The organism is Bradyrhizobium vignae (assembly GCF_004114425.1).
In the GTDB taxonomy this organism is placed as follows: Bacteria; Pseudomonadota; Alphaproteobacteria; order Rhizobiales; family Xanthobacteraceae; genus Bradyrhizobium; species Bradyrhizobium vignae.
On the sequence record NZ_RDQF01000004.1, the window covers coordinates 106,266 to 129,124 of the forward strand.

At 65.0% G+C, this 22,859-nt stretch carries 22 protein-coding genes and 1 pseudogene; 6 read left to right on the forward strand and 17 right to left on the reverse strand.

Translation table 11 applies throughout. From position 1 onward, the window contains the following. Window positions 1–80: 80 nt before the first annotated feature. Window positions 81–1,549 (forward strand): annotated as a pseudogene (locus tag EAV90_RS04755) (amidase). A gap of 140 nt (window positions 1,550–1,689) precedes the next feature. Here EAV90_RS04755 and EAV90_RS04760 read toward each other — a convergent pair. Together EAV90_RS04760 and EAV90_RS04765 are read right to left on the reverse strand one after the other, a co-directional pair. Then, window positions 1,690–2,778, reverse strand: coding sequence for a Zn-dependent alcohol dehydrogenase (locus EAV90_RS04760; RefSeq protein ID WP_129142744.1), 1,089 nt, complete (start codon window positions 2,776–2,778; stop codon window positions 1,690–1,692). Between the two features lie 75 nt (window positions 2,779–2,853). Then, window positions 2,854–4,638, reverse strand: a complete 1,785-nt coding sequence (locus tag EAV90_RS04765; RefSeq protein ID WP_129142745.1) for an acyl-CoA dehydrogenase family protein — start codon at window positions 4,636–4,638, stop codon at window positions 2,854–2,856. A 221-nt stretch (window positions 4,639–4,859) separates the two neighbouring features. On the opposite strand from EAV90_RS04765, the gene EAV90_RS04770 reads away from it, so the two are divergent. The 3 genes from EAV90_RS04770 (at window position 4,860) to EAV90_RS40360 (ending at window position 6,798) form a co-directional block, all read left to right on the forward strand. Continuing rightward, window positions 4,860–5,561, forward strand: coding sequence for an SDR family NAD(P)-dependent oxidoreductase (locus EAV90_RS04770; protein WP_129142746.1), 702 nt, complete (start codon window positions 4,860–4,862; stop codon window positions 5,559–5,561). A gap of 125 nt (window positions 5,562–5,686) precedes the next feature. Next, complete coding sequence (locus tag EAV90_RS04775; protein ID WP_129142747.1) at window positions 5,687–6,517, forward strand: enoyl-CoA hydratase; 831 nt, start codon at window positions 5,687–5,689, stop codon at window positions 6,515–6,517. A 119-nt stretch (window positions 6,518–6,636) separates the two neighbouring features. Further along, complete coding sequence (locus EAV90_RS40360; protein WP_283810436.1) at window positions 6,637–6,798, forward strand: RNA polymerase sigma factor region1.1 domain-containing protein; 162 nt, start codon at window positions 6,637–6,639, stop codon at window positions 6,796–6,798. Between the two features lie 57 nt (window positions 6,799–6,855). Here EAV90_RS40360 and EAV90_RS04785 read toward each other — a convergent pair whose 3' ends face one another. Beyond that, window positions 6,856–7,479 (reverse strand): GNAT family N-acetyltransferase, encoded by a 624-nt coding sequence (locus tag EAV90_RS04785; RefSeq protein ID WP_122405845.1) that lies wholly within the window; start codon window positions 7,477–7,479, stop codon window positions 6,856–6,858. Window positions 7,480–7,546: 67 nt separating this feature from the next. After that, window positions 7,547–7,750, reverse strand: coding sequence for a DUF1127 domain-containing protein (locus EAV90_RS04790; RefSeq protein ID WP_129142748.1), 204 nt, complete (start codon window positions 7,748–7,750; stop codon window positions 7,547–7,549). Window positions 7,751–7,860: 110 nt separating this feature from the next. Between EAV90_RS04790 and EAV90_RS04795 the strand changes: the two genes are divergently transcribed. Then, window positions 7,861–8,760, forward strand: coding sequence for a transcriptional regulator GcvA (locus EAV90_RS04795; protein WP_129142749.1), 900 nt, complete (start codon window positions 7,861–7,863; stop codon window positions 8,758–8,760). Between the two features lie 56 nt (window positions 8,761–8,816). Here the strand turns inward: EAV90_RS04795 and EAV90_RS04800 are convergent, their stop codons facing one another. Genes EAV90_RS04800 through EAV90_RS04810 form a run of 3 tightly spaced genes read right to left on the reverse strand, consistent with a single transcriptional unit; the run spans window position 8,817 to window position 11,423 of the window. After that, complete coding sequence (locus tag EAV90_RS04800; RefSeq protein ID WP_122405848.1) at window positions 8,817–9,230, reverse strand: Rieske (2Fe-2S) protein; 414 nt, start codon at window positions 9,228–9,230, stop codon at window positions 8,817–8,819. After that, the gene (locus EAV90_RS04805; protein ID WP_122405849.1) at window positions 9,230–10,339 is read right to left on the reverse strand and encodes an amidohydrolase family protein; all 1,110 of its coding nucleotides are present in this window, start codon (window positions 10,337–10,339) and stop codon (window positions 9,230–9,232) included. The genes EAV90_RS04800 and EAV90_RS04805 overlap by 1 nt, the downstream gene beginning before the upstream one ends. A gap of 25 nt (window positions 10,340–10,364) precedes the next feature. Beyond that, a complete protein-coding gene (locus EAV90_RS04810) occupies window positions 10,365–11,423 on the reverse strand; it encodes an amidohydrolase family protein (protein WP_122405850.1) in 1,059 nt (352 codons plus the stop codon). A 144-nt stretch (window positions 11,424–11,567) separates the two neighbouring features. Here EAV90_RS04810 and EAV90_RS04815 point away from each other — a divergent pair, with 144 nt between their 5' ends. Continuing rightward, complete coding sequence (locus EAV90_RS04815; RefSeq protein WP_122405851.1) at window positions 11,568–12,050, forward strand: CinA family protein; 483 nt, start codon at window positions 11,568–11,570, stop codon at window positions 12,048–12,050. Between the two features lie 267 nt (window positions 12,051–12,317). Here EAV90_RS04815 and EAV90_RS04820 read toward each other — a convergent pair whose 3' ends face one another. The 10 genes from EAV90_RS04820 to EAV90_RS04865 all read right to left on the reverse strand — a co-directional run bounded on the left by EAV90_RS04820 (window position 12,318) and on the right by EAV90_RS04865 (window position 22,855). Next, window positions 12,318–12,593, reverse strand: coding sequence for a DUF1488 family protein (locus EAV90_RS04820; RefSeq protein ID WP_162500468.1), 276 nt, complete (start codon window positions 12,591–12,593; stop codon window positions 12,318–12,320). Window positions 12,594–12,673: 80 nt separating this feature from the next. After that, window positions 12,674–14,143 carry an AMP nucleosidase gene (locus EAV90_RS04825; protein WP_164936780.1) on the reverse strand — a complete coding sequence of 490 codons (1,470 nt, stop codon included), beginning with the start codon at window positions 14,141–14,143 and terminating at the stop codon, window positions 12,674–12,676. Window positions 14,144–14,308: 165 nt separating this feature from the next. Beyond that, a complete protein-coding gene (locus EAV90_RS04830) occupies window positions 14,309–15,643 on the reverse strand; it encodes an HlyD family type I secretion periplasmic adaptor subunit (RefSeq protein ID WP_122405852.1) in 1,335 nt (444 codons plus the stop codon). A gap of 10 nt (window positions 15,644–15,653) precedes the next feature. After that, the gene (locus EAV90_RS04835) at window positions 15,654–17,402 is read right to left on the reverse strand and encodes a type I secretion system permease/ATPase (protein ID WP_129142750.1); all 1,749 of its coding nucleotides are present in this window, start codon (window positions 17,400–17,402) and stop codon (window positions 15,654–15,656) included. Window positions 17,403–17,762: 360 nt separating this feature from the next. Continuing rightward, window positions 17,763–18,032 carry a GlsB/YeaQ/YmgE family stress response membrane protein gene (locus EAV90_RS04840; RefSeq protein ID WP_122405854.1) on the reverse strand — a complete coding sequence of 90 codons (270 nt, stop codon included), beginning with the start codon at window positions 18,030–18,032 and terminating at the stop codon, window positions 17,763–17,765. A 93-nt stretch (window positions 18,033–18,125) separates the two neighbouring features. After that, window positions 18,126–19,100 carry an ABC transporter ATP-binding protein gene (locus EAV90_RS04845; protein WP_129142751.1) on the reverse strand — a complete coding sequence of 325 codons (975 nt, stop codon included), beginning with the start codon at window positions 19,098–19,100 and terminating at the stop codon, window positions 18,126–18,128. Continuing rightward, complete coding sequence (locus EAV90_RS04850) at window positions 19,097–20,512, reverse strand: amidase (protein WP_129142752.1); 1,416 nt, start codon at window positions 20,510–20,512, stop codon at window positions 19,097–19,099. Before EAV90_RS04850 ends, EAV90_RS04845 begins: the two co-directional genes overlap by 4 nt. Next, entirely contained in the window at window positions 20,509–20,706 is a 198-nt protein-coding gene (locus EAV90_RS04855; RefSeq protein ID WP_129142753.1) for a hypothetical protein, read from the reverse strand. The genes EAV90_RS04850 and EAV90_RS04855 overlap by 4 nt, the downstream gene beginning before the upstream one ends. After that, window positions 20,703–21,764, reverse strand: coding sequence for an ABC transporter ATP-binding protein (locus tag EAV90_RS04860; protein ID WP_164936781.1), 1,062 nt, complete (start codon window positions 21,762–21,764; stop codon window positions 20,703–20,705). The genes EAV90_RS04855 and EAV90_RS04860 overlap by 4 nt, the downstream gene beginning before the upstream one ends. Window positions 21,765–21,952: 188 nt before the next feature. Then, a complete protein-coding gene (locus EAV90_RS04865) occupies window positions 21,953–22,855 on the reverse strand; it encodes an ABC transporter permease (RefSeq protein ID WP_122405858.1) in 903 nt (300 codons plus the stop codon). Window positions 22,856–22,859 lie beyond the last annotated feature (4 nt).

Consider the following 22,859-nt stretch of genomic DNA (forward strand, 5'->3'; position numbering starts at 1 on the left):
ACGTCAATCGCCATCAAGCAGCGGCTGCAGCGTTCGGCCAAACTGCGCATCATCCAACAACCAGAGCGGGAGAACGCGCCGTGGCCAAATCGGAATGGAGTTTCAAGAGTGCGGTCGAGCTGTCGGCCGCATTGAGCGCGAAGAAGGTCTCGGCGGTCGAGCTCACGCAGGATGCGATCGCCCGTATCGAGCGTCACGATGGCAAGATCAACGCGGTCTGCGTGCGGGATTTCGATCGCGCGCTCGGCACCGCGCGCGAGGCGGACGCCGCATTGGCCCGCGGCGAGCGCAAGCCGCTGCTCGGCCTGCCCTTGGCGATCAAGGAATCCTTCAACATCGCCGGCCTGCCGACGACCTGGGGGTTCGTGCCGCAGAAGGACTTCAAGCCCGTGGAAGACGCGCTGGCGGTGGCCCGCATCAAGCAGGCCGGCGGCGTGATCCTCGGCAAGACCAACGTGCCAGTCGGCCTCGCCGACTGGCAGAGCTACAACGACATCTACGGCACCACGAACAACCCCCATGATCTCGGCCGCACGCCGGGTGGATCGTCCGGGGGATCGTCGGCTGCCCTTGCCGCGGGCTATTGTGCGCTCGCCACCGGCTCCGACATCGGCGGCTCCCTACGTGTGCCGGCATTTGCGGCGTCTTCGCTCACAAGCCGACCATCAATCTGTGCGCCGCGCGCGGCGAGACCCCGCCGCCGTTTCCAGCCATTCCGCGCGAGGGCGACCTCGCCGTCATCGGGCCGATGGCGCGCACGGCGGCGGATCTTTCCTTGCTGCTCGACGTCATGGCGGGACCCGATCCGCTCGACGCCGGTATCGCCTACAAGCTCGACTTGCCTGTCGCACGGCATCAGTCGCTGCGGGATTTTCGCGTCGTGGTGATCGACAGCCATCCGCTGCTACCGACTGACCGGGATGTCCGCAGCGCGATCGACAGGCTCGCAACCGATCTTGCGAAGGCCGGCGTCACCGTCGCGCGCGAGAGCGCGCTGCTCCCGGACTTCGCGGAGACGTCGCGGCTTTACATGCGCATGCTGCTGGGCTTCCTCGGCGCGTTCTTACCTCCCGACGAGCTGGCGGATGCGCGGGCACGGGCGAGCCAGCTGTCGCCGGAGGACCCGAGCCTCGGCGCCGAACGACTGCGCGGCATCACCGCGAGCCACCGCGCCTGGGTGCTCGACGCAGGTAGCCGCGCCGGCCTGCGTGCGCAATGGCGCGCGCTGTTCAGCAGCTTCGACGCGGTGATCTGCCCGATCATGCCGACACCGGCCTTTCCGCATGATCATTTGCCGGAACAGCGCCTGCGACGCATCAGCATCGACGGCAAAGACTACCCTTATTCCGACCAGCTTGCCTGGCCGGGCGTTGCGACGCTTCCGGGCCTGCCTGCGACCGCCGTTCCGCTCGGCCTGTCGAAAGACGGCCTGCCGGTCGGCGTGCAGATCGTCGGCCCCTTCCTCGAGGACCGCACGCCCCTCAAGCTCGCCGAGCTGATCGAGCGCAAATTTGGCGGGTTCAAACCGCCGCCATTATTTGACGATTAGCCTTGATCGTCATTGCGAGCGAAGCGCAGCAATCCAGCATCTTTCCGAGGCGACAGTCTGGATTTGCTTCGTCGCAAGAGCTCCTCGCAATGACGGAGCAGAACAATTTCGAGATTCCGGGGTCGCGCTCCGCGCGCCCCTCAGCTATCGAACACGATCACGCTGCGCAGCGTCTTGCCGGCTTTCATGCTGGCAAAGCCCTCGTTGATCTCGTTCAGCTTCAGCTTGGCCGAGATCCAGTCCTCGAGGTGCAGCCGGCCGCGCAAGTAGAAATCGACCAGGCGCGGCATGTCGACGCGAAAGTGGTTCGAGCCCATCGAGGAGCCTTGGATCTTGCGCTCGCGCAGGAAGTCGAAGCCGTGCAGCTCGATCTTCTGTCCGAACGGGATCATGCCGACGATCGTTGCGGTGCCGCCGGAGGCGAGCATCGCAAAAGCCTGCTCGGCGGTCTCCTTGCGGCCGAGCACCTCGAAGGAATGATGCACGCCGCCATTGGTGAGATCGCGCACCTGCTTCACGACATCGCCATCCGCCGGGTTGATGATGTCGGTCGCCCCCAGCTTGGTCGCGAGCTGGAGCTTGGCCGGATTGGTGTCGATGGCGATGATGCGGCCGGCGCCGGCGATCTGTGCGCCGTTGATCGCGGCCATGCCGACGCCGCCACAGCCGATCACCGCCACGGTCTCGCCGGCCGTCACCTTCGCGGTGTTCACGACCGCGCCGTAGCCGGTGATGACACCGCAGCCGATCAGTGCGGCGAGATCCAGCGGCATCTCCTTCCTGATTTTGACGATGGCGTTCTCGTGCACCAGCATCTGCTCGGCGAAGGAGGAGAGATTGAGGAACTGGTGCAGCTTTTCCGGCTTCGACCATTGCATCCGGTTCGAGACACCCGGCATCATCTTCACCGTGGTGTCGGTGCAGAGCACGGTCCGGCCCGTGGTGCAGTTGTCGCAGGTGCCGCAGAACACGGACAGGCAAGTCACGACATGGTCGCCCGGCTTGACGTAAGTGACGTCCGAGCCGACCTGCTCGACCACGCCGGCGGATTCGTGCCCGAGCACCGCAGGCAGCGGATGCGGATAGAGACCTTCCATGAAGTGCAGATCGGAGTGGCAGAGGCCGGCGACGGCGGTGCGGATCAGAACCTCGCGCGGACCCGGCTTCGGCAGGCTGATGTCCTCGATGACGAGCGGCTGGTTGACTTCGTAGAGGACGGCGGCCTTCATCGGTGTTTCCTCGTTGTTATGATCGTTGCCTTGCAGGGACTCCACCTCTCCCATGGGGAGAGGTGGAGGGAGAGCCTACGCTGCCAGAACCAGCTCGCCAACCTCGCTCATGCCACCTGCGCGATCGCTGAGCAGCAGTTCGGCGATCTTCGTCTGCGCCGCATTTTCCGTCAGCCGGAACGGATCGCTCGGCGAAACCCGATGGTCAATGACGAGGCGTGACAGCAGCAGCCGGCGCGCATCGCCGCGCCTCTCGTGGATGCGATGCGCCTCCCAGGCGAGCGCGACGGCGCTTGCAACATGATAGAGCAGGCTGGTGGCGCGGCGCGCATCAGCCTCGTTCTCGGACCTGCCCGCGACCTCGCGTGCGAAGCCGACCGCGCGATCTGTGAGGCCGCGCAGATGGTCGCGCCAGGCCTGCGGCACGGAGACGCTGTCGTCGAGCCGGGCGTGCAGATCGGCAGCAAGCGCGGACTCCGCGCCGTGACGGCCCACGGCGCGTCGCAGCGCATCGATTGCGACGATGTTGCCGGTGCCTTCCCAGACCGAGCCGAGATGGGCATCGCGCAGCAGGCGGGCGGTGGCGAATTCCTCGATGTAGCCGATGCCGCCGCGCATCTCGAGCGCATCGCCGCAGACCTTTCGCGCGTCACGCGTGGCACGGAACTTCAGCGTCGGGGTCAGGATACGCAGCAGCGCCGCCGCGTCCTGGCTTCCGGCTTCGGCGCGGTCGAGCGCGTCCGCGGTGAGAAAGCTCATCGACAGCGCCTGCTCGACCGGCAGCATGATCTTCATCATTTGCCGCCGCCCGAGAGGCAGATCGATGATGCGCCGACCGAATACGACGCGGTTGGTCGCAACCGTCATCGCGTCATGATAGGCGCGGCGCATCAGCGCGGCCGATTTGACCCCGTTGGAGAGCCGCGACGAGTTCACCATCTCGGCCATCTGCACGAAGCCGCGGTCGAGCTTGCCGACGGCATAGGCGATCGCGCCTTCGAGCTTGATCTCGCCTGACGCCATCGAGCGCGTGCCGAGCTTGTCCTTGAGGCGCACGATCCGGTACTGGTTCTGCGCACCGTCGTCGAGGAAGCGCGGCATCAGGAACAGGCCGACGCCGCGCGTGCCGGGGCCGGCACCTTCGGGGCGCGCCAGCAGCATCACGACCTCAGCATCGGCGTTCGAGCAGAACCATTTCTCGCCGTAGAGACGCCAATGATCGCCCGCCTGCACCGCGCGCGTGGTCAGCGTGCCGACGTCGGAGCCGCCCTCCTTCTCCGTCATGAACTGGCCGCCCTGGGTCAGCTTGCTCATGTCGGTCGAGGTCAGGCCGTCCAAATATTTCGCCTTCAGCGCCTCGCTGCCGAAATTTGCGAGCAGCTTCGCGCAGCCGTCAGTGACGTTGATCGGACAGCCCATGCCGAATTCGGTCTGGTTGAACAGGAAGGTGAAAGCATGCTTGGCGACGACGGGATATTTGTCTGGCCAGCCCATGATGCCCTTGCGGATCGAGAGCGCGTGGATGCCGAACTCACCGAATGCAGCCTTTTCCAACTCGCGGTAGGCCGGGTGATATTCGATCCATTGCACGTCGCGCCCGAACTTGTCGCGCTGATGCAGGATGGGCGTGTGCCGGTCGGCCAGCCGCGCGCATTCGTCGAGATGGCCGCCGGCGAGTTCGCCGAGGCGGTCGAGATGCGGCTCGATGTGGCGGAACAGATTATCCGGCAGATGGATGCGCAAGAGGTCCGCCAGCGCCGGATCGGCGCGGTAGAAATTCATGCCTGACGTATCGGGCGCCAGCAGGCCGGATGGTGCGGCCGCGACATTTTGTGGCTGCGCTGTGGCCGGTTTGTGCATGATCGTCCTCGTCGTTTCCGCCCGACGGCAATTCTTTGCGCTTGCCGCTTGGGATGATGTCGATCATGCTCCAGAGGCGGACGCCGATAAAGCCGCAAATCGTCAGGGCGGCATGACCGTCGCGAGGGAGCAATTCGCCCTGCGGAATTGTGGGCGCTCTGGCTGGTTGTTCGCGCGGGCCATGCATAGATCAACGGCTTCCCGTCCTGAGAGATCACGCCATGGAACATCCGAAATACAAGATCGCCCTCATCGTCGGCGCCGGCGAAGGCCTGAGCGCATCGCTGGCGCGCCTGCTTTCAGCGCAAGGCATCCGCGTCGCGCTCGCCGCGCGAAAGATCGAGAAGCTCGGCGCGCTCTGCACCGAAACCGGGGCCAAGGCCTATGCCTGCAACGCCACCGAGCCTGACGAGGTGGAGCGGCTGTTCGGCCTCGTCGAACGCGAGATCGGCACGCCCGACCTCGTCGTCTACAACGCCAGCGGCCGCACGCGCGGGCCGTTCATCGACCTCGTCCCGGCCGACGTCGCGCGGGCGATCGCGGTCAGCGCCTATGGCGGTTTCCTCGTGGCGCAGCAGGCGGCCAAACGCATGCTGCCGAACAAGCACGGCGCGATCCTGTTCACCGGCGCGTCCGCCAGCGTCAAAGGTTATGCGCAGTCGGCCCCGTTCGCGATGGGCAAGTTCGCGCTGCGCGGCCTCGCGCAGAGCATGGCGCGCGAACTGTCGCCGCAGGGCATCCATGTCGCGCATTTCGTCATCGACGGCGGAATTAGGAGCGCGGCGCGCACCGAACCGGACGACAAGCCCGACTCGATGCTCGATCCCGGTGCGATCGCGTACAGCTATTGGAACGTGTTGCAGCAGCCGCGCAGCGCCTGGAGCTGGGAGCTGGAGCTGCGGCCGTGGGTGGAGAATTTTTGAGGCGATAACGTCGCCACAACAACCGTCATTGCGAGGAGCCCTTGCGACGAAGCAATCCAGGGCTGTCTCCGCGGATACATTTCTGGATTGCTTCGGTTCGCTCGCAATGACGGCAGGGAGGATCAATGACCACGGAAACCACCATCGACACCGGCACCAACGAGTTGCTCTGCGTCATCCGCGACCGCGTCGCGATCATCACGCTGAACCGGCCGGAAGCGCGCAACGCGCTGTCGGACGCGCTGACGCCGGCGCTGCGCAGCATGATCCGGAGCTGCGGCGAGAATCCTGATGTCGGCGCGCTGCTGTTGACTGGCGCGGGCGAAGCGTTTTGTGCCGGCGGCAACGTCAAGGGCATGGGTGCGCATCGCGACAAGTCCAAGCTCGACATGTCCTTTGACGACAAGGTCGCCGATCTGCAGGAGCGGCAGCGGCTGCTCACCGGCGCGCTGGTGTCGGTGCGCAAGCCGACGATCGCCGCCCTGCCCGGCCCCGCGGTCGGCGCCGGTCTCGCCATCGCCATGGCCTGCGACATTCGCATCGCCGCGCAATCGGCCTTCGTCGCCACCGGCTACGCCCGCATCGCGCTGTCAGGCGATTACGGCATCGCGTGGCTGCTCACCCGCCTCGTCGGCACCGCGCGGGCGCGCGAATTGATGTTCACCGGCGACCGTGTCGATGCCGCACGCGCCGAAGCGATCGGCCTCGTCAACCGCGTCGTGCCCGACGACAAATTGCAGACTGAGGCGTTCGCGCTGGCCAAATCGCTCGCCGAAGGCCCACGCCTCGCGCTGCGCTACATGAAGGACAATCTCGACGAGGCCTTGCTGTTCGACTTCGAGACCGCGCGCGACCACGAAGCCGAACGGCTGGTCCGCCTCACCACGACCGCCGACCACAAAGAAGCGGTTCAGGCCTTCATCGAGAAGCGCAAGGCGGTATTCACGGGGAAGTAGGATTAGTCCTCCGAGCAACCCCGACTATCAGCTGACTCCATATAGCAGGTACCCTACTTCATAGCAGGTACCCTACTTCAAGGAGCGCTGAATGGATATCTCTGGGGTCATCCGCCGTCCTGGCGGAGAAGACGGGCTATGTCACGTTCCATCAGTTGAACGAGTTGATACCGTCGGCCAAGGCGGAAGCTGAAGACATCGAGGCGATACTCACCGCTTCGAGCGAGCGGGGTATCTGGATTGCAGAGGAATGGGTCGGCGCTCTTGCGGGATACGATTGAGTTCGTCTCGAAAAAAATGCCCGGCTCTGGCTGGGCCAGGCCGGGCTCGGAGTGTTGTCAGGCCGAGGCTGAGGGGTTGTCGGCCTGACGGGAAAGGGCGGCGAGGCGCCAGCTCGCGCAAGGGATCTCTTTCGGGCCAACGCTGATCTCCTTGTCGAAGCGCACCAGCTTCCAGTCGTCGGGATGGTTGACGAAGGCGAAGCCGGATTTGCGCGCGAGCGAGACCATGGCCTCGTTGGAGCGCAACGTGTCGCCGAACATGTGCTCGGCGCCGAGCGCGGCGGCGCGGCATTCGAGATTCTTCATCAGCGCGGTGGCGATGCCGTGGCCGTGCCAGCGATCATCGACCGAGAGGCCGAACTCGAGCGTCGCGGTCTCGGTATGGAAGGCATAGCGCGCTTCGGCCACGATGGTCTCGAAGCCGTCAACCATCATCGTCGCCACGATGGTGAAACGATCGCGCTCGCCGACCTCGAGGAAATCTCGCAGCAGGCCTTTCGGCAATTCGCTGACGGCGCCGAAGAAGCGGTTGTAGCGGGAGTGGGTCGAGAGCGAACGGAAATAGTGCTGCAGCTCGTCAGTGTCGCGCGGCTCGACGAAGCGGAGATCGAGCCGCTCACCGTGTCGGGTGCGCATCACGTCGGAATATTGCTTGAGGTCTTCGAGGCGAAGGGTGCTCATGACACACGCCATGCGGAAAAGGGACCGCCGGCGCCCCGCAGACAGGCGGCGCCGGCCTGGCGGCCAATCAGGCCCGCCAGAAGGGTTTGTCGGCCTCGTAGGCGATGTCGGACCAGGACAGCCCGACGTCATGGAGGTCGCGGGCGGTCCAGTGGGTCAGTTCGCGCCGGGTTCGGTAGCGCTCGTGCCAGACGTGAAGGGTCTCGCCGATCTGGTGGAGCAGCCCGAGTGCATGATGATTTGTCATCGAATTGTCGGTCAACGTAGACATTTTCAGCTCCTGGAGCTAAGTTGACTACTAATATCTGCCTCCTGCTGCGCTGCGACAAACGACAATTTGTACCTTTTCGCATGAAATAACGTCATGCATCCTGCTGCCAAATGACTGCCAGATTGCCATCCCTGAACGGATTGCGGGCGTTCGAGGCCGCTGCGCGCCATCTCAGCTTCACGCTGGCCGCCAGCGAGTTGAACGTGACCCAGACCGCGATCAGCCATCAGATTCGCAGGCTGGAGGAGGAGCTCGGCATCCGCCTGTTCATCCGGCAGAACCGCGCGCTGGCGCTCACACCGGAGGCGCGCGACTATTTGCCGGGCGTGCGCGCCGCCTTCAACGATCTCCGCCTTGCGACCGACCGGCTGCTGCGCAAGGACGACGACAAGGTACTGACGGTCTCGACGCTGGCCTCGCTCGCGGCAAAATGGCTGCTGCCGCGGCTGACCGATTTCCAGGAGCAGCATCCCGGCATCGACGTGCGCATCACCACCTCGACCAGCCTCGTCGATTTCCAGCGCGACAATGTCGATGCCGCGATCCGCTATGGCCGCGGCCAGTGGCCGGGCGTGCGCGCCGAATGGCTGATGGCGGACGAGCTGTTTCCGGTGTGCAGCCCGTCACTGCTGCGCGGCGACAAACCGCTGCGCCGGCCCGAGGATCTGCGCAACCATCCGCTGCTGCACACATCCAATGCCAACAGCGACGACTGGCGGCTGTGGCTGACCGCGGCGGGCCTGCCGGCCGACATCGCGAGGCAGCCTGGCATCACCTTCGACATGATCTTCATGACCATCCAGGCCGCGATCGACGGCATCGGCGTCGCGATGGGGCGGACCTCCTACGTCCAGGACGACATCGCCAAGGGCCGGCTGGTGGTCCCCTTCAAGATCGCGCTGCCGGCCGATGCCGGGTTCTACCTGGTCGCGCCGGAGGGCCGCCGCCAGGCGCCGAAGCTTGCCGCGTTCCGGCAATGGGTGCTCGCGGCTGCGCAGAATAAAGCCTGAAGGACGCGATTTATCTCCCTAAGAGAAGGCGAGGGAGCGCACCTGCGGTGCGGCACTTACAGCTCCACCACCACGTAATCGCTCTCGATGCTGACCGTAACAGTCTCGGCGACATACGGTCCCTTCACCACGCTCGCGCCCGGCTCGACATTGGCCGGATAGGCCTTCACGCGGAAGCGGCGAGGGTCGCAGTAGGATTGTCCGGTGCGGATGTCGAACTCCCAGCCGTGCCAGGGGCAGCGAATGATCTCGCCGAGTTTCGTGTACTCGATCTCGCCGGGATTCTTTGACTGCGCCAGCCCGATCAGCGGCCCCTCGCACAGCGCCGCGCCCTGATGCGGGCAGCGGTTCATCAGGCCGAAATATTCGCCCTTGATGTTGAAGACCGCGATCGGCCGTCCGTCGATCTCCAGGAATTTTCGCGTGCCGGGCGGAAGCTCGTCCACCGGCGCAATGACGTGTCTTGCCATCAGGAAATGCCGTAGAGCTTCTTCGCATTGCCGAGATAGAACGCCTCTCGATTGGCCTCGCTGACGCCGGCCGGCAAGACGCGCGACGGCTCGTCGTAGTCCCAATGCGGATAGTCGGTTGCGAACAGCAACTTGTCCCAGCCGATCCATTTGATGAGGTCGAACAGATCCTCGCGCCGCTCCGGATCCTCCATCGGCTGCGTCGTCCACCACACCTGCTCGCGGATATATTCCGACGGCGGCCGCTTCACATGCGGCACCTCGCTGCGCAGGCGCTGCCAAGCCTTATCGAGGCGCCAGCAAAGCGATGGCGCCCAGCCGAAGCCGGCCTCGATCATCACCATCTTCAGTTTCGGGAAGCGCTCGAACACGCCTTCGAGCACGATACTCGCCAGCGCCGATTGCTGGCATTGCGAGTGGCCGACCATCTCCTCGATATAATACGACGGCCAGCCCGACGGCGTGATGGGATTGCCGCCGAAGCCGAAGGCGTGCACGCCGACAGGAAGGCCCGCCTCTTCCGCGGCCTGATAGATCGGCCAGTAACGGCGCTGGCCGAGCGGCTCGACGTTGCGGCTGAGCAGCAGCACCTGCACGAAGTTCTTGTCGCCGGCGCGCTCGCGGATTTCGGCGGCGGCCGACAGCCCATCCTCATTACCGACGACGATGGATGCCTTCAGCCGCTTGTCCTTGCTGGTCCATTTATCGATCTGCCAGTCGTTGATCGCCGAGCACAACGCTGCCGAGAGCTCGTGATTGCGGATGCCCTGTCCGGTGTTGAGCGGATTGAGCACCCCAAGCTGCACATTGTTGGGATCGAGCAATTGCTTCTGCATGAAGGACAGCGAGGAGCCCTGCGGACCGCCTTCCGGCGGATAGGCATCGCGGCGCGAGGCGTTGGGCTGGGCCTTGGGATAGGGCGGGCCTTCCATCATGCCCTGATAGGCGTGGACGCCGTAGACTTCGAGGTGATGCTGCCAGCGTTTGGCGAGGTAGGGATAGAGCTCGGTGCGGGTGGCGCGTGCCGGATGGATGTCGCAGTCCGCGATCGCGGTTCTTACGGTCAGTGGGGAAGCGGCTTCTTGGCTCTCGCGGAACTGGATATTCATCGCCTTGCCTCCTTTGGCAGCGGGCTCACGTCAGGCGGGGGTAGGTTGCATGGGGATTGTCGATCATGATCTTGCGCACGAGATCGGGGGACAGACCTTCGGGCAGCGCGTCCTGGCCGTCGAACTGCCAGTGCGGATAGTCCGTGGAGAATAGGACCAATTCGTCGGACTGCATATGCTCAAACAGGCGAATTAATGTCTCAGGTTCCGGCGGCGCATCAAATGGCTGTAACGAGAAGCGGATGTTGCTGCGCACAATCTCCAGCGGCGCACGATCGACCCACGGTGTCTCCATCCGCACCCCGCGCCAGAACTTGTGCAGGCGCCAGAGATAGGGCGCGATCCAGGAGACGCCGGACTCCAGCATCACCATTTTCAGCCGCGCATATTTGGCGAACACGCCCTCGACGATCAGGCTGGTGAGCTGGGTCTGAAACGCCTGGGCCTGCCCGACATAATCCTCGATGTGATAGGACCCCCAGCCCACGGCGGTCGGCGGATTGTGATAGGCGGAACCGGCGTGGATGCCGACGGCAAGTTCCAGTCGTTCCGCAGCCTCATAGATCGGCCACAGCGCTCGCTTGCCCAGCGGCGTGTCGCCCATCACCAGCATGAGCACTTGCACGAAGCGTTTGTCCTGGGCGCAGCGCTCGATCTCGGCGACCGCCTTCTCGACGCTTTGCGTGGGAATCACGATGGAGCCGCGCAGTCGCGCGTCGCGATCGAGCCATTCCTTCGCCAGCCAATCATTCAGCGCGCGGCAGAAGGCGGCCTGCATGTCCTCGGAGAACACCATCTGCACGCCGTACAGTGGATTGCAGATGGCGTAGCTGAGCTGGAAGGGATCGAGCACATGGCGCTGCATGGTCTCCAGACTCTCGCCGGGTTTGCCGGTCTCCGGCCGCCAGTCCGGCCGCGCCGTGATCGGCGAGTTCTGCGGATAGGATTGCGAGACGAGGTCGACCATGCCGCGCGTCGTCACCTGATCGCGCCAATAATCGTTCAGGTATGGCAGCAGGCTGGTCAGATGCGGCACGGCCGGATGCACGTCGCAATCGATGCCGCCGGCAATCAGGGACGCCATCACGTCTCCCTTCTCACGTTTCCTTGCATGTCGCTTCTTGCACCCGCCATTCAAGCAGGCCTGCCCGTCGCCCGCAACTCGGCCAATCATCCTGTCATATGCTAGGAAGGCTGAGCTCGGTTGCGAAGGAATGGGGTACCAGAGATGAAAGAACTCGTCGGCATCGCGCAACAGGTCGCGGCCCAACTGATGGCGCGCAAACAGACCATTGCGGTTGCGGAATCGTCAGCCGGCGGCCTGATCTCGGCCAGCCTGCTCGCGGTGCCCGGCGCCTCCGCCTATTACCTCGGCGGCGCCGTGGTCTACACGCGCGATGCCAGGCGCGTGCTGATGGATATTTCGGACGAAGGAATGAAGGGCTTTCGCTCCTCATCGGAGCCCTACGCCAAACTCCTCGCCGAACAGATGCGGAGCCGCTTTGGCTGCGACTGGGGCCTGTCTGAGACAGGCGCCGCCGGGCCCACCGGCAACCGCTACGGCGATGCCGCCGGCCATAGCTGCATGGCGGTTGCGGGCCCTGCGTCAGAGGTGATGACGCTGGAAACTGATAGCAATGACCGGTTCGCGAACATGCAGGTGTTTGCGGCGACGGCGCTGAAGCTGTTGCTGCGGAAGCTCGAGGGATGAGTTGCTGTGCGGATGAAGTGAGCCGGGATAGCCTCGCCACCAACACTACGGTCATCGCCCGGCTTGACCGGGCGGTTCAGTACTCCGAGGCGGTTGTGATTGAATTGGTGGGCCGCGGCGTACTGGATGCGCCGGTCCCGGCTCCGCCAAGGCTACGTCGGGGCCACAAGAGTGCTCGGCCGCCAAAGCTTTAGCGAAGGCGGCAAGCCGGGGCATGACACCGAGAGTGAGGAGCGATGACAGCCGACGATGGAGCGATAGCAGCAGCTACCGCCCCAAATGCCGCGTGAAGATCCGCACCACGTGCCCCCTCACCCGCGGCGCCTCGTCGTAGAGATCCGACGCGAGCCGCTCGATGGTCTCGCGCAGCGACAGGAATTGCGCCTGCCGCGCACTGCTTTCGGTGCCCTGCATGCCCGCGAGCTCGTCCATCGCGGCGTCGCTGATCTGGCACTGCACCACATCGCCGTCATTGAGCATGGTGAAGCGAAAGGCCAGCCGTTCAAGGTCATGGCCGATGATCTTGTCGCGCGTCAGCGGCATCAAGTCTTCCCGGTCGAGCCCCCGCACCGGACAATGCGGAAAATCGCTGCAATTGTCAGCAGCAAAGTGCAGCTTCGCTCCTACTGGAACGCGACTTCGGCAAAACTGCGAAGCTTGCGCGAATGCAGTCGCTCGGATTCCTGCTGCTTCAGTCGCTCCAGCGCCTTCAGGCCGATCTCGAGGTGCTGACCGACACGGCGGCGGTAGAACTCGCTGGCCATGCCGGCGAGCTTGATCTCGCCGTGCAGCGGCTTGTCGGAGACGCATAGCAGCGTGCCGTAGGGAACACGGAAGCGGTAACCGTTGGCGGCGATGGCAGCCGATTCCATGTCGAGCGCGACCGCGCGCGATTGCGACAGGCGGCGGATCACGTCGGGCCCGGATATCTCCCAGTTGCGGTTGTCGACGCTCGCCACCGTGCCGGTGCGCATCAGGCGCTTGAGCTCGAAGCCTTCGAGCCCCGTGACATCCTCGACCGCCTCCTCGAGCGCGACCTGCATTTCGGCCAGCGCTGGGATCGGCACCCAAAGCGGCAACTCGCGATCGAGCACGTGATCCTCGCGCACATAGCCGTGCGCGAGCACGTAGTCGCCGAGGCGCTGCGTGTTGCGCAGGCCCGCGCAATGGCCGAGCATCAACCAGGCGTGCGGCCTCAGCACCGCGACGTGGTCAGTGACGTTGCGCGCATTGGATGGACCGGTGCCGATATTGATCAAGGTAATGCCGCGATAGCCGGGCGCGATCAGATGGAAAGCCGGCATCTGCGGCGCGCGCTCCGGCGCCGTCCCACTGGTGACGCCGCCACTGCATGTGATCACATTGCCGGGCGCGACGAAGCCATCGAGACCAGCCTCGCCGGACTGAAGCCGCTGCTGGCAGAGTTGTACGAAGGCCTCGACATAGAACTGGTAGTTGGTGAAGATCACGAAGTTCTGGAAATACTCAGGGTCCGTGCCGGTGTAGTGATAGAGCCGGCGCAGCGAGTAATCGACCCGGGCGGCGCGGAACAGGGACAGCGGCTCGGGCGCGCCCGGCTGGAGCTCGAAAGTGCCGTCGGCGATCGAATCGTCCATCGTCGCGAGATCGGGCACATCGAACGCATCGCGCAGCGAGCGCGTGACGGCGGAGCTCTCGCCGGTGGTGATGGCGGCCTCGATGTTGATGTCGCGGCGATAGGCGAAGTGGATCGGGATCGGCTCGGCGGACTCGCCGATCTCGACCGGCACCGCGTGGTTCTGGAGCAGCAATCCGATCTGCTCGGTGAGGTAGGCGCGGAACAGATCCGGCCGCGTGACGCTGGTCTCGTGCACGCCGGGACCATGGACGAAGCCATAAGCGAGACGCGAATCCAGCCGCGCATGCGTCGCCGTGGTGAGACGGACGAAGGGATAATAGGCCCGGACCCGCGACGTGATCGCCTCGCCATTGACGTAAGCTTCGAAACGATCGCGTAGGAACCTGGTATTGCGCTCGTAGATCTCTTCGAGCCGCGCGACGGCCGCGGACGCATCGGAGAAGGATTCGGTGGCGATGGAGGGTGGGGATTGCATTGTTCGACCGCCGGGTTTGCTGTTTGCAATCGCAGTATAGCAAACTGACAGCCAAGTCATCATTGCGAGCGCATCGAAGCAAATCCAGAAATCTGTCCGCGGAGACAGGCTGGATTTGCTTCGCTGCGCTCGCAATGGCGAGGGAAGATGACGCGCAGTCGCGCGTCACTTCTCGCGGAAGGCGCGCATCAGCTGATCGTGCAGCGGCTTCATCAGATAGGACAACATGGTGCGGTCGCCGGTCTGGACGAAGGCTTCCACGGGCATGCCGGGAATCAGCTTGACGTCACCGAGCCGGGCGACCTCCTCGGGCGGCATCGAGACGCGGATGGTGTAGTAGCCTTGACCGGTGCGCTGGTCGGTGGTGACGTCGGGCGAGACGCGGCTGACGACGCCGTTGAGCTCGGGCGTGGTGCGCTGGTTGAACGCGGAGAGGCGCAGCAGTGTCTTCTGACCGATCTGGAGCTTGTCGATGTCGACCGGATTGACCTTGGCCTCGACCTGAAGATCATCGGCCTGCGGCACGATCAGCATCAGGGTATCGCCCGCGGTGACGACGCCGCCGACCGTGTGCACGGTCGATTGCAGCACCATGCCATCCTGCGGGGCGCGGATATCGACGCGGCGGAGCTGGTCTTCGGCAGCGACCTTGCGCTCGATCAGCTCGCCGATCTTGTCGTTGGTCTCGCGCAGGTCCTTGGAGACCTCGCTGACCACGTCCTTGTCGATCTGGATGATCTGGAGCTCGGTCTCGGTAATCTTGCCCTTGGCCTGGGCGCGTGAGGCGATGTACTGCGCGCGCTCGCCATTGAGCCGGGCCGAATCGCGCTCGAGCTGGGTTAGGCGCGAAATCTGCACCAGACGCTTGTCGTAGAGCTCGCGCACGCCGGTGAGCTCGTTCTGCACCAGCGCGATCTCCTGATCCTTGGCCTTCTCCTGGGCGCTGAGACCGGCGATTTCCTCGTTGAGCTGCGTGATGCGCTCGCGCAGCTGGGCTTTCTGCCCGGTGCGGCCGTTGACGCGGACGTCGAACAGCTTGGTTTCGGCGGCGAGCAGCGCCTTGACGTCGGGATCGTCGGCGCGCTCAAGGAGGCTTTGCGGGAATTCGATCTTGTCGAGACCGCGCTGCTCGGCCTGCAATCGGGCCGCACGCGCCTGCGCGGCGTCGAGATTCTTGGTGACGATGGCAAGATTGGCCTTGGTGACGGTGTCGTCGAGCCGCACCACGATGTCGCCGGCCTTGACCAGGTCGCCGTCGCGGGCGCGCACCTCGCCGACCACACCGCCGGTCGGATGCTGCACCTTCTTGACGTTGGATTCGACCACGATCTGACCCGGCGCGATCAGCGCGCCCGAGATCAGCACCGTCGAGGCCCAGCCGCCGAGGCCTACGACGAGGACCAGCACGATCCCAAGACCGAGCATCAGGTGGAACTTGATCGACTCGCGCACGGTCTTCTTCGCGGCAGGCTTCGAGCCGCCGATGGCCATCGTGCTCATGACTTTGTGCTCATGGTTTGGCCACTCCGCCTTCGCTGACGATCTTGATCGGTGCCGGCGGCATCACGCGCGGCTGCAGCACCTGGGCGAGGACCTGTTCCTTCGGTCCGAAGGCCTGCATGCGGCCGTCACGCAGCACCAGGATCTGGTCGACCGCCTCGACGCCGATGGGACGGTGCGCCACCACGACGACGATCGCGCCGCGCTCGCGCGCTGAGCGGATGGCGCGGGTCAGCGCCTCATCGCCCTCGGTGTCGAGATTGGAGTTGGGCTCGTCGAGCACGATCAGGAAGGGGTTGCCGTAGAGCGCGCGCGCCAGCGCCACGCGCTGCGCCTGGCCTGCCGATAGCGCGGCGCCCTGCTCGCCGACTTGCGTGTTGTAGCCCTCGCGCATCTTGATGATCATCTCATGCACGCCGGCTTCTTTCGCAGCCGCGATGATGCCTTCAGAGGTCGCCGCCGGATCGAACCGGCTGATGTTCTGCGCGATGGTGCCGCCGAACAATTCGACGTCCTGCGGCAGATAGCCGATATGGCGGCCGAGCACGTCGCTTGACCACTGATCGAGCGCCGCGCCGTCGAGCCGCACCTTGCCGCGCACCGGCTGCCAGACCCCGACCAGCGCGCGGATCAATGACGACTTGCCGGAGCCGCTCGGGCCGATCACGCCGAGGCCGTTGCCCGCGGCGAGCGCGAAGGTGATGTCCTGCACCACGAGACGCTGGTCGCCCGGCGGCACCATGGCGATGCCTTCGACCGAGAGCCGGCTGGTCGGCGCTTGCAGCTGGGTGGGCATCGTCTGCGCCGGCATCTGCTCCAGCAGACGCGTGAGGCGCTGCCAGCTCTGACGCGCGGCGACGAAGGATTTCCAGTGCGCAATCGCAAGATCGACCGGCGCCAGCGCGCGGGCGGAGAGGATCGAGCCGGCGATGATGATGCCGGCGGTCGCCTCCTGGTGGATGACGAGATAGGCGCCGACCGCGAGCACGGCCGATTGCAGCATCATGCGCAACACTTTTGCGACCGCGCCGAGACCGCCGGCGACGTCGCTCGCACGCTGATTGCCCGTAAGATATTTTTCGTTGGCCTCGCTCCAGCGCTGATTCATCCGGCCGGCCATGCCCATCGCAACCATCACTTCGGCGTTGCGGCGGCTGGACTGGGCGAGATCGTTGCGCTGGGCGGCGAGACCCATCGCCTCTTTCGCCGGCTGGCGGGACATGAACTCGGTGACCAGTGTCAGCCCGACGAGGATGATGGCGCCGACCAAAGCGGTGACGCCGATCAGGACGTGGAAGGCGAAGCAGATGGCGAGATAGAGCGGCAGCCAGGGCAGGTCGAAGAACGCGCTCGGGCCCATGCCGCCGAGGAAGGAGCGGACATTGTCGAGATCGCGCAGCGGCTGCAGGCCTTCGTTGCGGCTGCCGACCAGGAGCGGCAGGCGCACGATGGTGTCGAACACGCGCTTGTTGAGGGCCTCGTCGAGCGAGGTACCGATCCGCCCCAAGATGCGGTTGCGAATCATGTCGAGCACGCCCTGCGCCATATAGAGGAAGCTGGCGAGGATGATGAGGCCGACCAGGGTCGGAATGCTGCGGCTCGGCAGCACCCGGTCGTAGACCTCCAGCATGAAGATCGACCCGGTCAGGTAGAGCAGGTTGATCATGCAGCTCATCAGGCCGACGCCGATGAATGCCGTACGACAAGCGCGCAAGGCATCACCGAGCTCCGAACGGCGGACGCCAGGGATGGCTGCCATCAGTCTGATCTCTTTCAGGTGGGGGCCACAGCCCCTGATTTCACGGGCATTCAGGGTACACGCCCCGGATTAACATCACGTTCGCTCTGCGTCCAAAGCAGCCGAGTTCATCCAGAACCCTGACGGACCACATCTACCCCTGACGGCCCCACACGCAAGTCCGGTATTTCACAGGCTTTGCGGCTTTTTGGTGCAGAGGCCGCCGTCCTCCCCAACTCTGGCGAGGCGACAAGTTCCGACCGATCGAACCGAGGGCTGGCTAAAGCGCGATGAGATTTGGATGAATCGTCATCGCGCTTTAGCTTGTTGTTTACGCATGATCTTTCCGGAAAACCGCTTCGCACTTTTCCGGATCATGCTTTAGAGCCGGCCGCCGCCACGCACCAGCCGCACCACCAGAAGCAGGATGACCGCGCCGATCGCGGAATAAACGATCTCGGAGACCAGGCCGGTGCCGAGCCGAATGCCGAGCTTCGGAAACAGCAAGCTCGCCACCAGCGCGCCGGCGACGCCGACCACGATGTCGCCGATGATGCCGAACCCGGCGCCCCGCACCACCTTGCCGGCAAGCCAGCCGGCGACCAGGCCAACGAACAGGATGACGAGCAGGCCTTCGTTCGAAATGTACATAAGTAAGGTCCCTCTCCGTGAACGGAGCCATGGAACGGGAACCGGGATGAATGAGGTGTGAATGCTGTTCGCGGCTCGCCGGTTGGGCGGTGGCTACGCTGCAACCACCGGCCCTGCCAGCACACACCTTGCCGCTCGTCCTGCCCCCACCTCGACACTCGCAGGCAATTGCTCCAGGCAGCGCGGCTGGGCCACGGCGCAGCGGGGAGCGAAGGAGCAATTGTGCGGCTTCTCGGCGAGCGAGGGTGGCGTGCCGGGGATGGTCTCCAGGCGGGCGCCGCGCTTGGCGCCGTGGATGGTGGAGGCGAGCAGGCCCTTGGCATAGGGATGCACGGGCGAACGCACGATGTCGCGAAGCGTCCCCTGCTCCACGATCTGGCCGGCATACATCACCGCGACGCGATCGCAGATCTCGATCGCAACACCGATGTCGTGGGTAACGAAGATGACGGACATGCCGAACTCGCGCTGCAGCTCGCGCAGCAGCAGAAGGATCTGGATCTGCACGGTGGCATCGAGCGCGGTGGTCGGCTCGTCGGCCAGCAGGATTTTTGGCCGGCAGGCGAGCGCCAAGGCAATCATCGCGCGCTGGCGCATGCCGCCGGACATTTCATGCGGATAGGTATCGAGCCGCCGCTTGGCGGAGGGAATGCGCACGACCTCGAGCATCTCCAGCGCACGTGCCCTGCCCTCGGCAAAACTCTTGCCTTCATGGCGCACCACGCTTTCGGCGATCTGCGCGCCGATGGTGTAGACCGGATCGAGCGCGAGCGCGGGCTCCTGGAAGATCATCGAGACGGAGTGGCCGCGGAAGGACGATAGCTGCTCGTCGTTCATCGCGAGCACGTCCTGTCCCATCACATTGACAGTGCCGGAGATCTGCGTGCGCTTCTTCGGTAATAGCCGCATCAGCGCACGTAGCGTCACACTCTTGCCCGAACCGGATTCGCCGAGCAGGCCCAGCACCTCGCTATTGCCGAGCGACAGGCTGAGGTCGTTCACGGCATAGACCGTGCGCTCGCCGGTGAAGCGGATGTTGAGGCCTGAGATCTCGACGAGTTTTGTCATGACGGCAGTTTCGGTATCCGGTCGTGATAGTCGGTGGCGCGCTGGAACGCGGCGCCGATGGTGAGCAGGGTTGCTTCATCGAAGGAGCGGCCGATCAGCTGCATGCCGACCGGCAAGCCGCTTCTGGTGAAGCCGGAGGGCACGGTGAGCGACGGCAGGCCGAGGAAATTCACCGGGCGGGTGAACAGCGTCAGCCGCTGCAACAGCGCCGGCGCGTTCGGGCCACCACCGACGTCGCTCTCCTCGATCGTCGGCGCCGGCACCGGGGAGGCCGGGGCGATCACCGCATCGACGCCGGCGGTTGCGGCGTTGTGGGCGGCGAGCGCAGGCCCGCGCCAGCGCATGGCCTCGAGATAGGTGATGGCGGGAACGGCGAGACCGTTCTGGAGCCGCATCAGGACCTGCGCGCCGTAGTCCTGCGGACGCTCGATCATCCAGCGCTTGTGGAAGGCGGCAGCTTCGGCGGCGAGCACGAGCTGGCTGGCCGACGACAATTGCCGCTGGTCCGGCAGCTCGACCTTGACGATGTCGGCACCTTCGCGCTTGAGCACCGCGATGGTCTCGTCGAGCACGCGCGCGACCTCGCTGTCGAGATCGTCGACGTAGAAAGACGCGGGGACGCCGATCTTGAGACCCTTCAGCGAGCCTTTCGTCGCCGCGACATAGTCCGACAGCGGCTCGTGGCTGCAGGTCGGATCGGCGGGATCGGGGCCGGCCATCAGCGCCAGCAACAGCGCGCAGTCCTCGGCGGTGCGGGCGAGCGGGCCAACGGTGTCGAGTGATTGCGACAGCGGCATTGCACCGGCGCGGCTGACGCGGCCCACGGTCGTCTTCAGACCGGTGACGCCGCAGAAATGCGCGGGCATGCGGATCGAGCCGCCGGTGTCGGAGCCGAGCGCGGCATAGGTCAGCCGCGCGGCGACCGCCGAGCCGGAGCCCGAAGACGAGCCGCCGGTAATATGCGCGACGTTCCAGGGATTGCGCACCGGGCCGTAATGGGCGTTGTGCCCGGTCGGACCATAGGCGAATTCGGCGAGGTGCAGCGTGCCGAGGCGGACCTGGCCGGCGTCCTTCAGCCGCTGCAGGGCGGTGGACGTGACGGTCGGCACGAAATCGCGGCGGATCAGGGAGCCGCAGGTCGAGACGTGGCCCGCGTCATAATACATATCCTTGTGCGCGAGCGGCACGCCGTGCAGCGGACCACGGACATTGCCCTTGGCCAGCTCGCCATCGGCGGCATCCGCCGCCTTCAGCGCCGCTTCCGCTTCGATCGACATGAAGGCGTTGAGATGCGGCTGCCATTGCGCGATGCGGTGCAGCAGCGCACGCGTGACCTCATGGGAGGACAGCTGCTTCATCGCGATCGCACGCGCGACCTCGGTAAGCGTCATGAAGGCAGGCTCGGTGCTCATTTCGACACCTTCCGCGTCTGCGCGAGCACATGGCCGGCGGGCTCGAGATCGAATGGCAGCGTGCCGGCGATGGCGGCGAAGCCTTCGAAGGCAGGTCCGATGGCATTGGAGATGCGGGTTGCGATCTCGTCGTCCACGGGCACGCCGGCAATTTGCGCGATCGGCTTGATCTCTTTCGGTGTCGGTCTCGTCATTCGGTCTTCTCCCTGGGCGCGCGGCTATGGCCTGAACCCGGTATAGCCATGTAGCACGCGGCCTCATGGCCCATATTATCCAGCGCCGTGAGCTTTGGTGTCGCATTTGCGCAGAGCGGCTCCGCAAACGGACAACGGGTGTGGAAGCGGCAGCCCGAGGGCGGATCGATCGGATTGGGCGGATCGCCCGTGATCGGCGGCGTCTCGGTGCGCCTATCGGGGTCCGATGATGGCATCGCCGCGAGAAGGGCGCGCGTGTAGGGATGCGCCGGCTGATCCCAGACCTGGTCGACCGGGCCGAGCTCGACGACTTCGCCGAGATACATCACCAACACGCGGTCAGAGATGTAACGGACGACGTTGAGGTCGTGGCTGATGAAGAGGTAGGTCAGGCCGAACTCGCGCTTGAGGTCGGCCAGCAAATTGAGCACCTGCGCTTCGACGGATTTGTCGAGCGCCGAGACGGCTTCGTCCAGGATCACCAGCCGCGGCGACAGCGCCAGTGCGCGGGCGATGTTGACGCGCTGGCGCTGACCGCCGGAGATTTCGTGCGGATAGCGGTTGGCGAAGTTTTCGGGGCGCAAGCCGACCTTGCCGAGCAGCTCGCGCGCCAGCGCCCGGGCCGTGCCGTCCGCCATGCCGTGGACCTTGGGGCCGAAGGCGATGGATTCCTCGATTGTCAGGCGCGGATTGAGCGAAGCGTAGGAATCCTGGAACACCATCTGCATGCCGCGGCGCAGCTCGCGTAAGCTCAACGACTGCCCGACGGTCATCCCGTCATAGATGATGTCGCCGTCATCGCGCGGCATCAGATGCATCAATAGGCGCGCGGTGGTGGACTTGCCGCAGCCGGACTCGCCGACTATGCCGACGGTTTCGCCCTTGGCGACGGAGAAGGAGACATTGTCGACCGCACGCACGGTGCGCTTGGCAGCGAACAGCCCGCCGCGCACGGGGAAATGCTTGGTCAGGCCGTTGACCTGGAGCAGCGGCTGCGCGACGCCGCCAACGTCCTCGACCTGCTCCAGCATGGCGACGGAGGTGTTGGTTTCGCTCATGGCCGTTGTCCTTCACCTCTCCACATCGGGGAGAGGTCGGCGCGCAGCGCCGGGTGAGGGGGCGCGACAAACTCGATCGAGCGTAACCCCTCACCTGGATTGCATCTTGCGATGCAATCCGACCCCTCCCTTCGGGAGAGGTGTAGCACCTCCAGCACCGCAACTGTGTGCGTCACTCTCATCATTCGCTAATTCCTGATGTCCATGGCGCTGCGCAGGCCATCCGAGAGCAGATTGAAGCAGATCGAGACCGCGAAGATCATCGCACCCGGCAGGGCTGCGACCCATGGATTGACATAGATCGCGGTGCGCAGCGTGTTCAGCATCAGGCCCCATTCCGGCTCCGGCGGTTTCGTGCCGAGGCCGAGGAAGGAGAGACCGGCGGCCAAAATCATCGAGACCGAGATCAGGCTCGTCGCATAGACGAAGATCGCGCCCAGCACGTTGCCGAGGATGTGCACGCGCATGATGGTGAAGGCGCCGGCGCCCGAGGCGCGCGCGGCCTCGACGAAGTCCATGTTGCGCACGCCTGTGGTGACGCTTTCGGCGACGCGCGTGATTTGCGGCACGAACACGATGGTCAGCGCCACGATGGAGTTGAGAATGCCGGCCCCGAGCGCACCGGAGATCGCGATCGCCAGCAGCACGGACGGGAAGGCGTAGAACACGTCCACCGTGCGCATGATCGCGGTGTTGAGCTTGCCGCCGACATAGCCGGCGACGATACCGAGCGAGGTGCCGATGCAGAAGGCCAGAATCACCGGCAGGATGCCGATCACCAGCGACAACCGCCCGCCATAGATCAGCCGCGCCAGCATGTCGCGGCCGAGTTCGTCGGTGCCGAGCGGATAGCCTGTCGTGCCGATGTGGCGCAAGCGGCGGATCATCGAGCCTTTGTAGGGGTCTTCGAGACCGAGCCACGGTGCAAGGATCGCGGAGAGGAAGATCAGCAGCAGCACCAGCGCGCAGGCCATGCTGACCCTATCGCGCATGATGCGCCGTCCGACCGTCGCCCAATAGCCGCGCGCCTTGGTGGCAGGCGCGGCCTGCAGCGCGGCGTCGGCGGTGGCTGACAAGGGAAGCTCGCTCATCCCG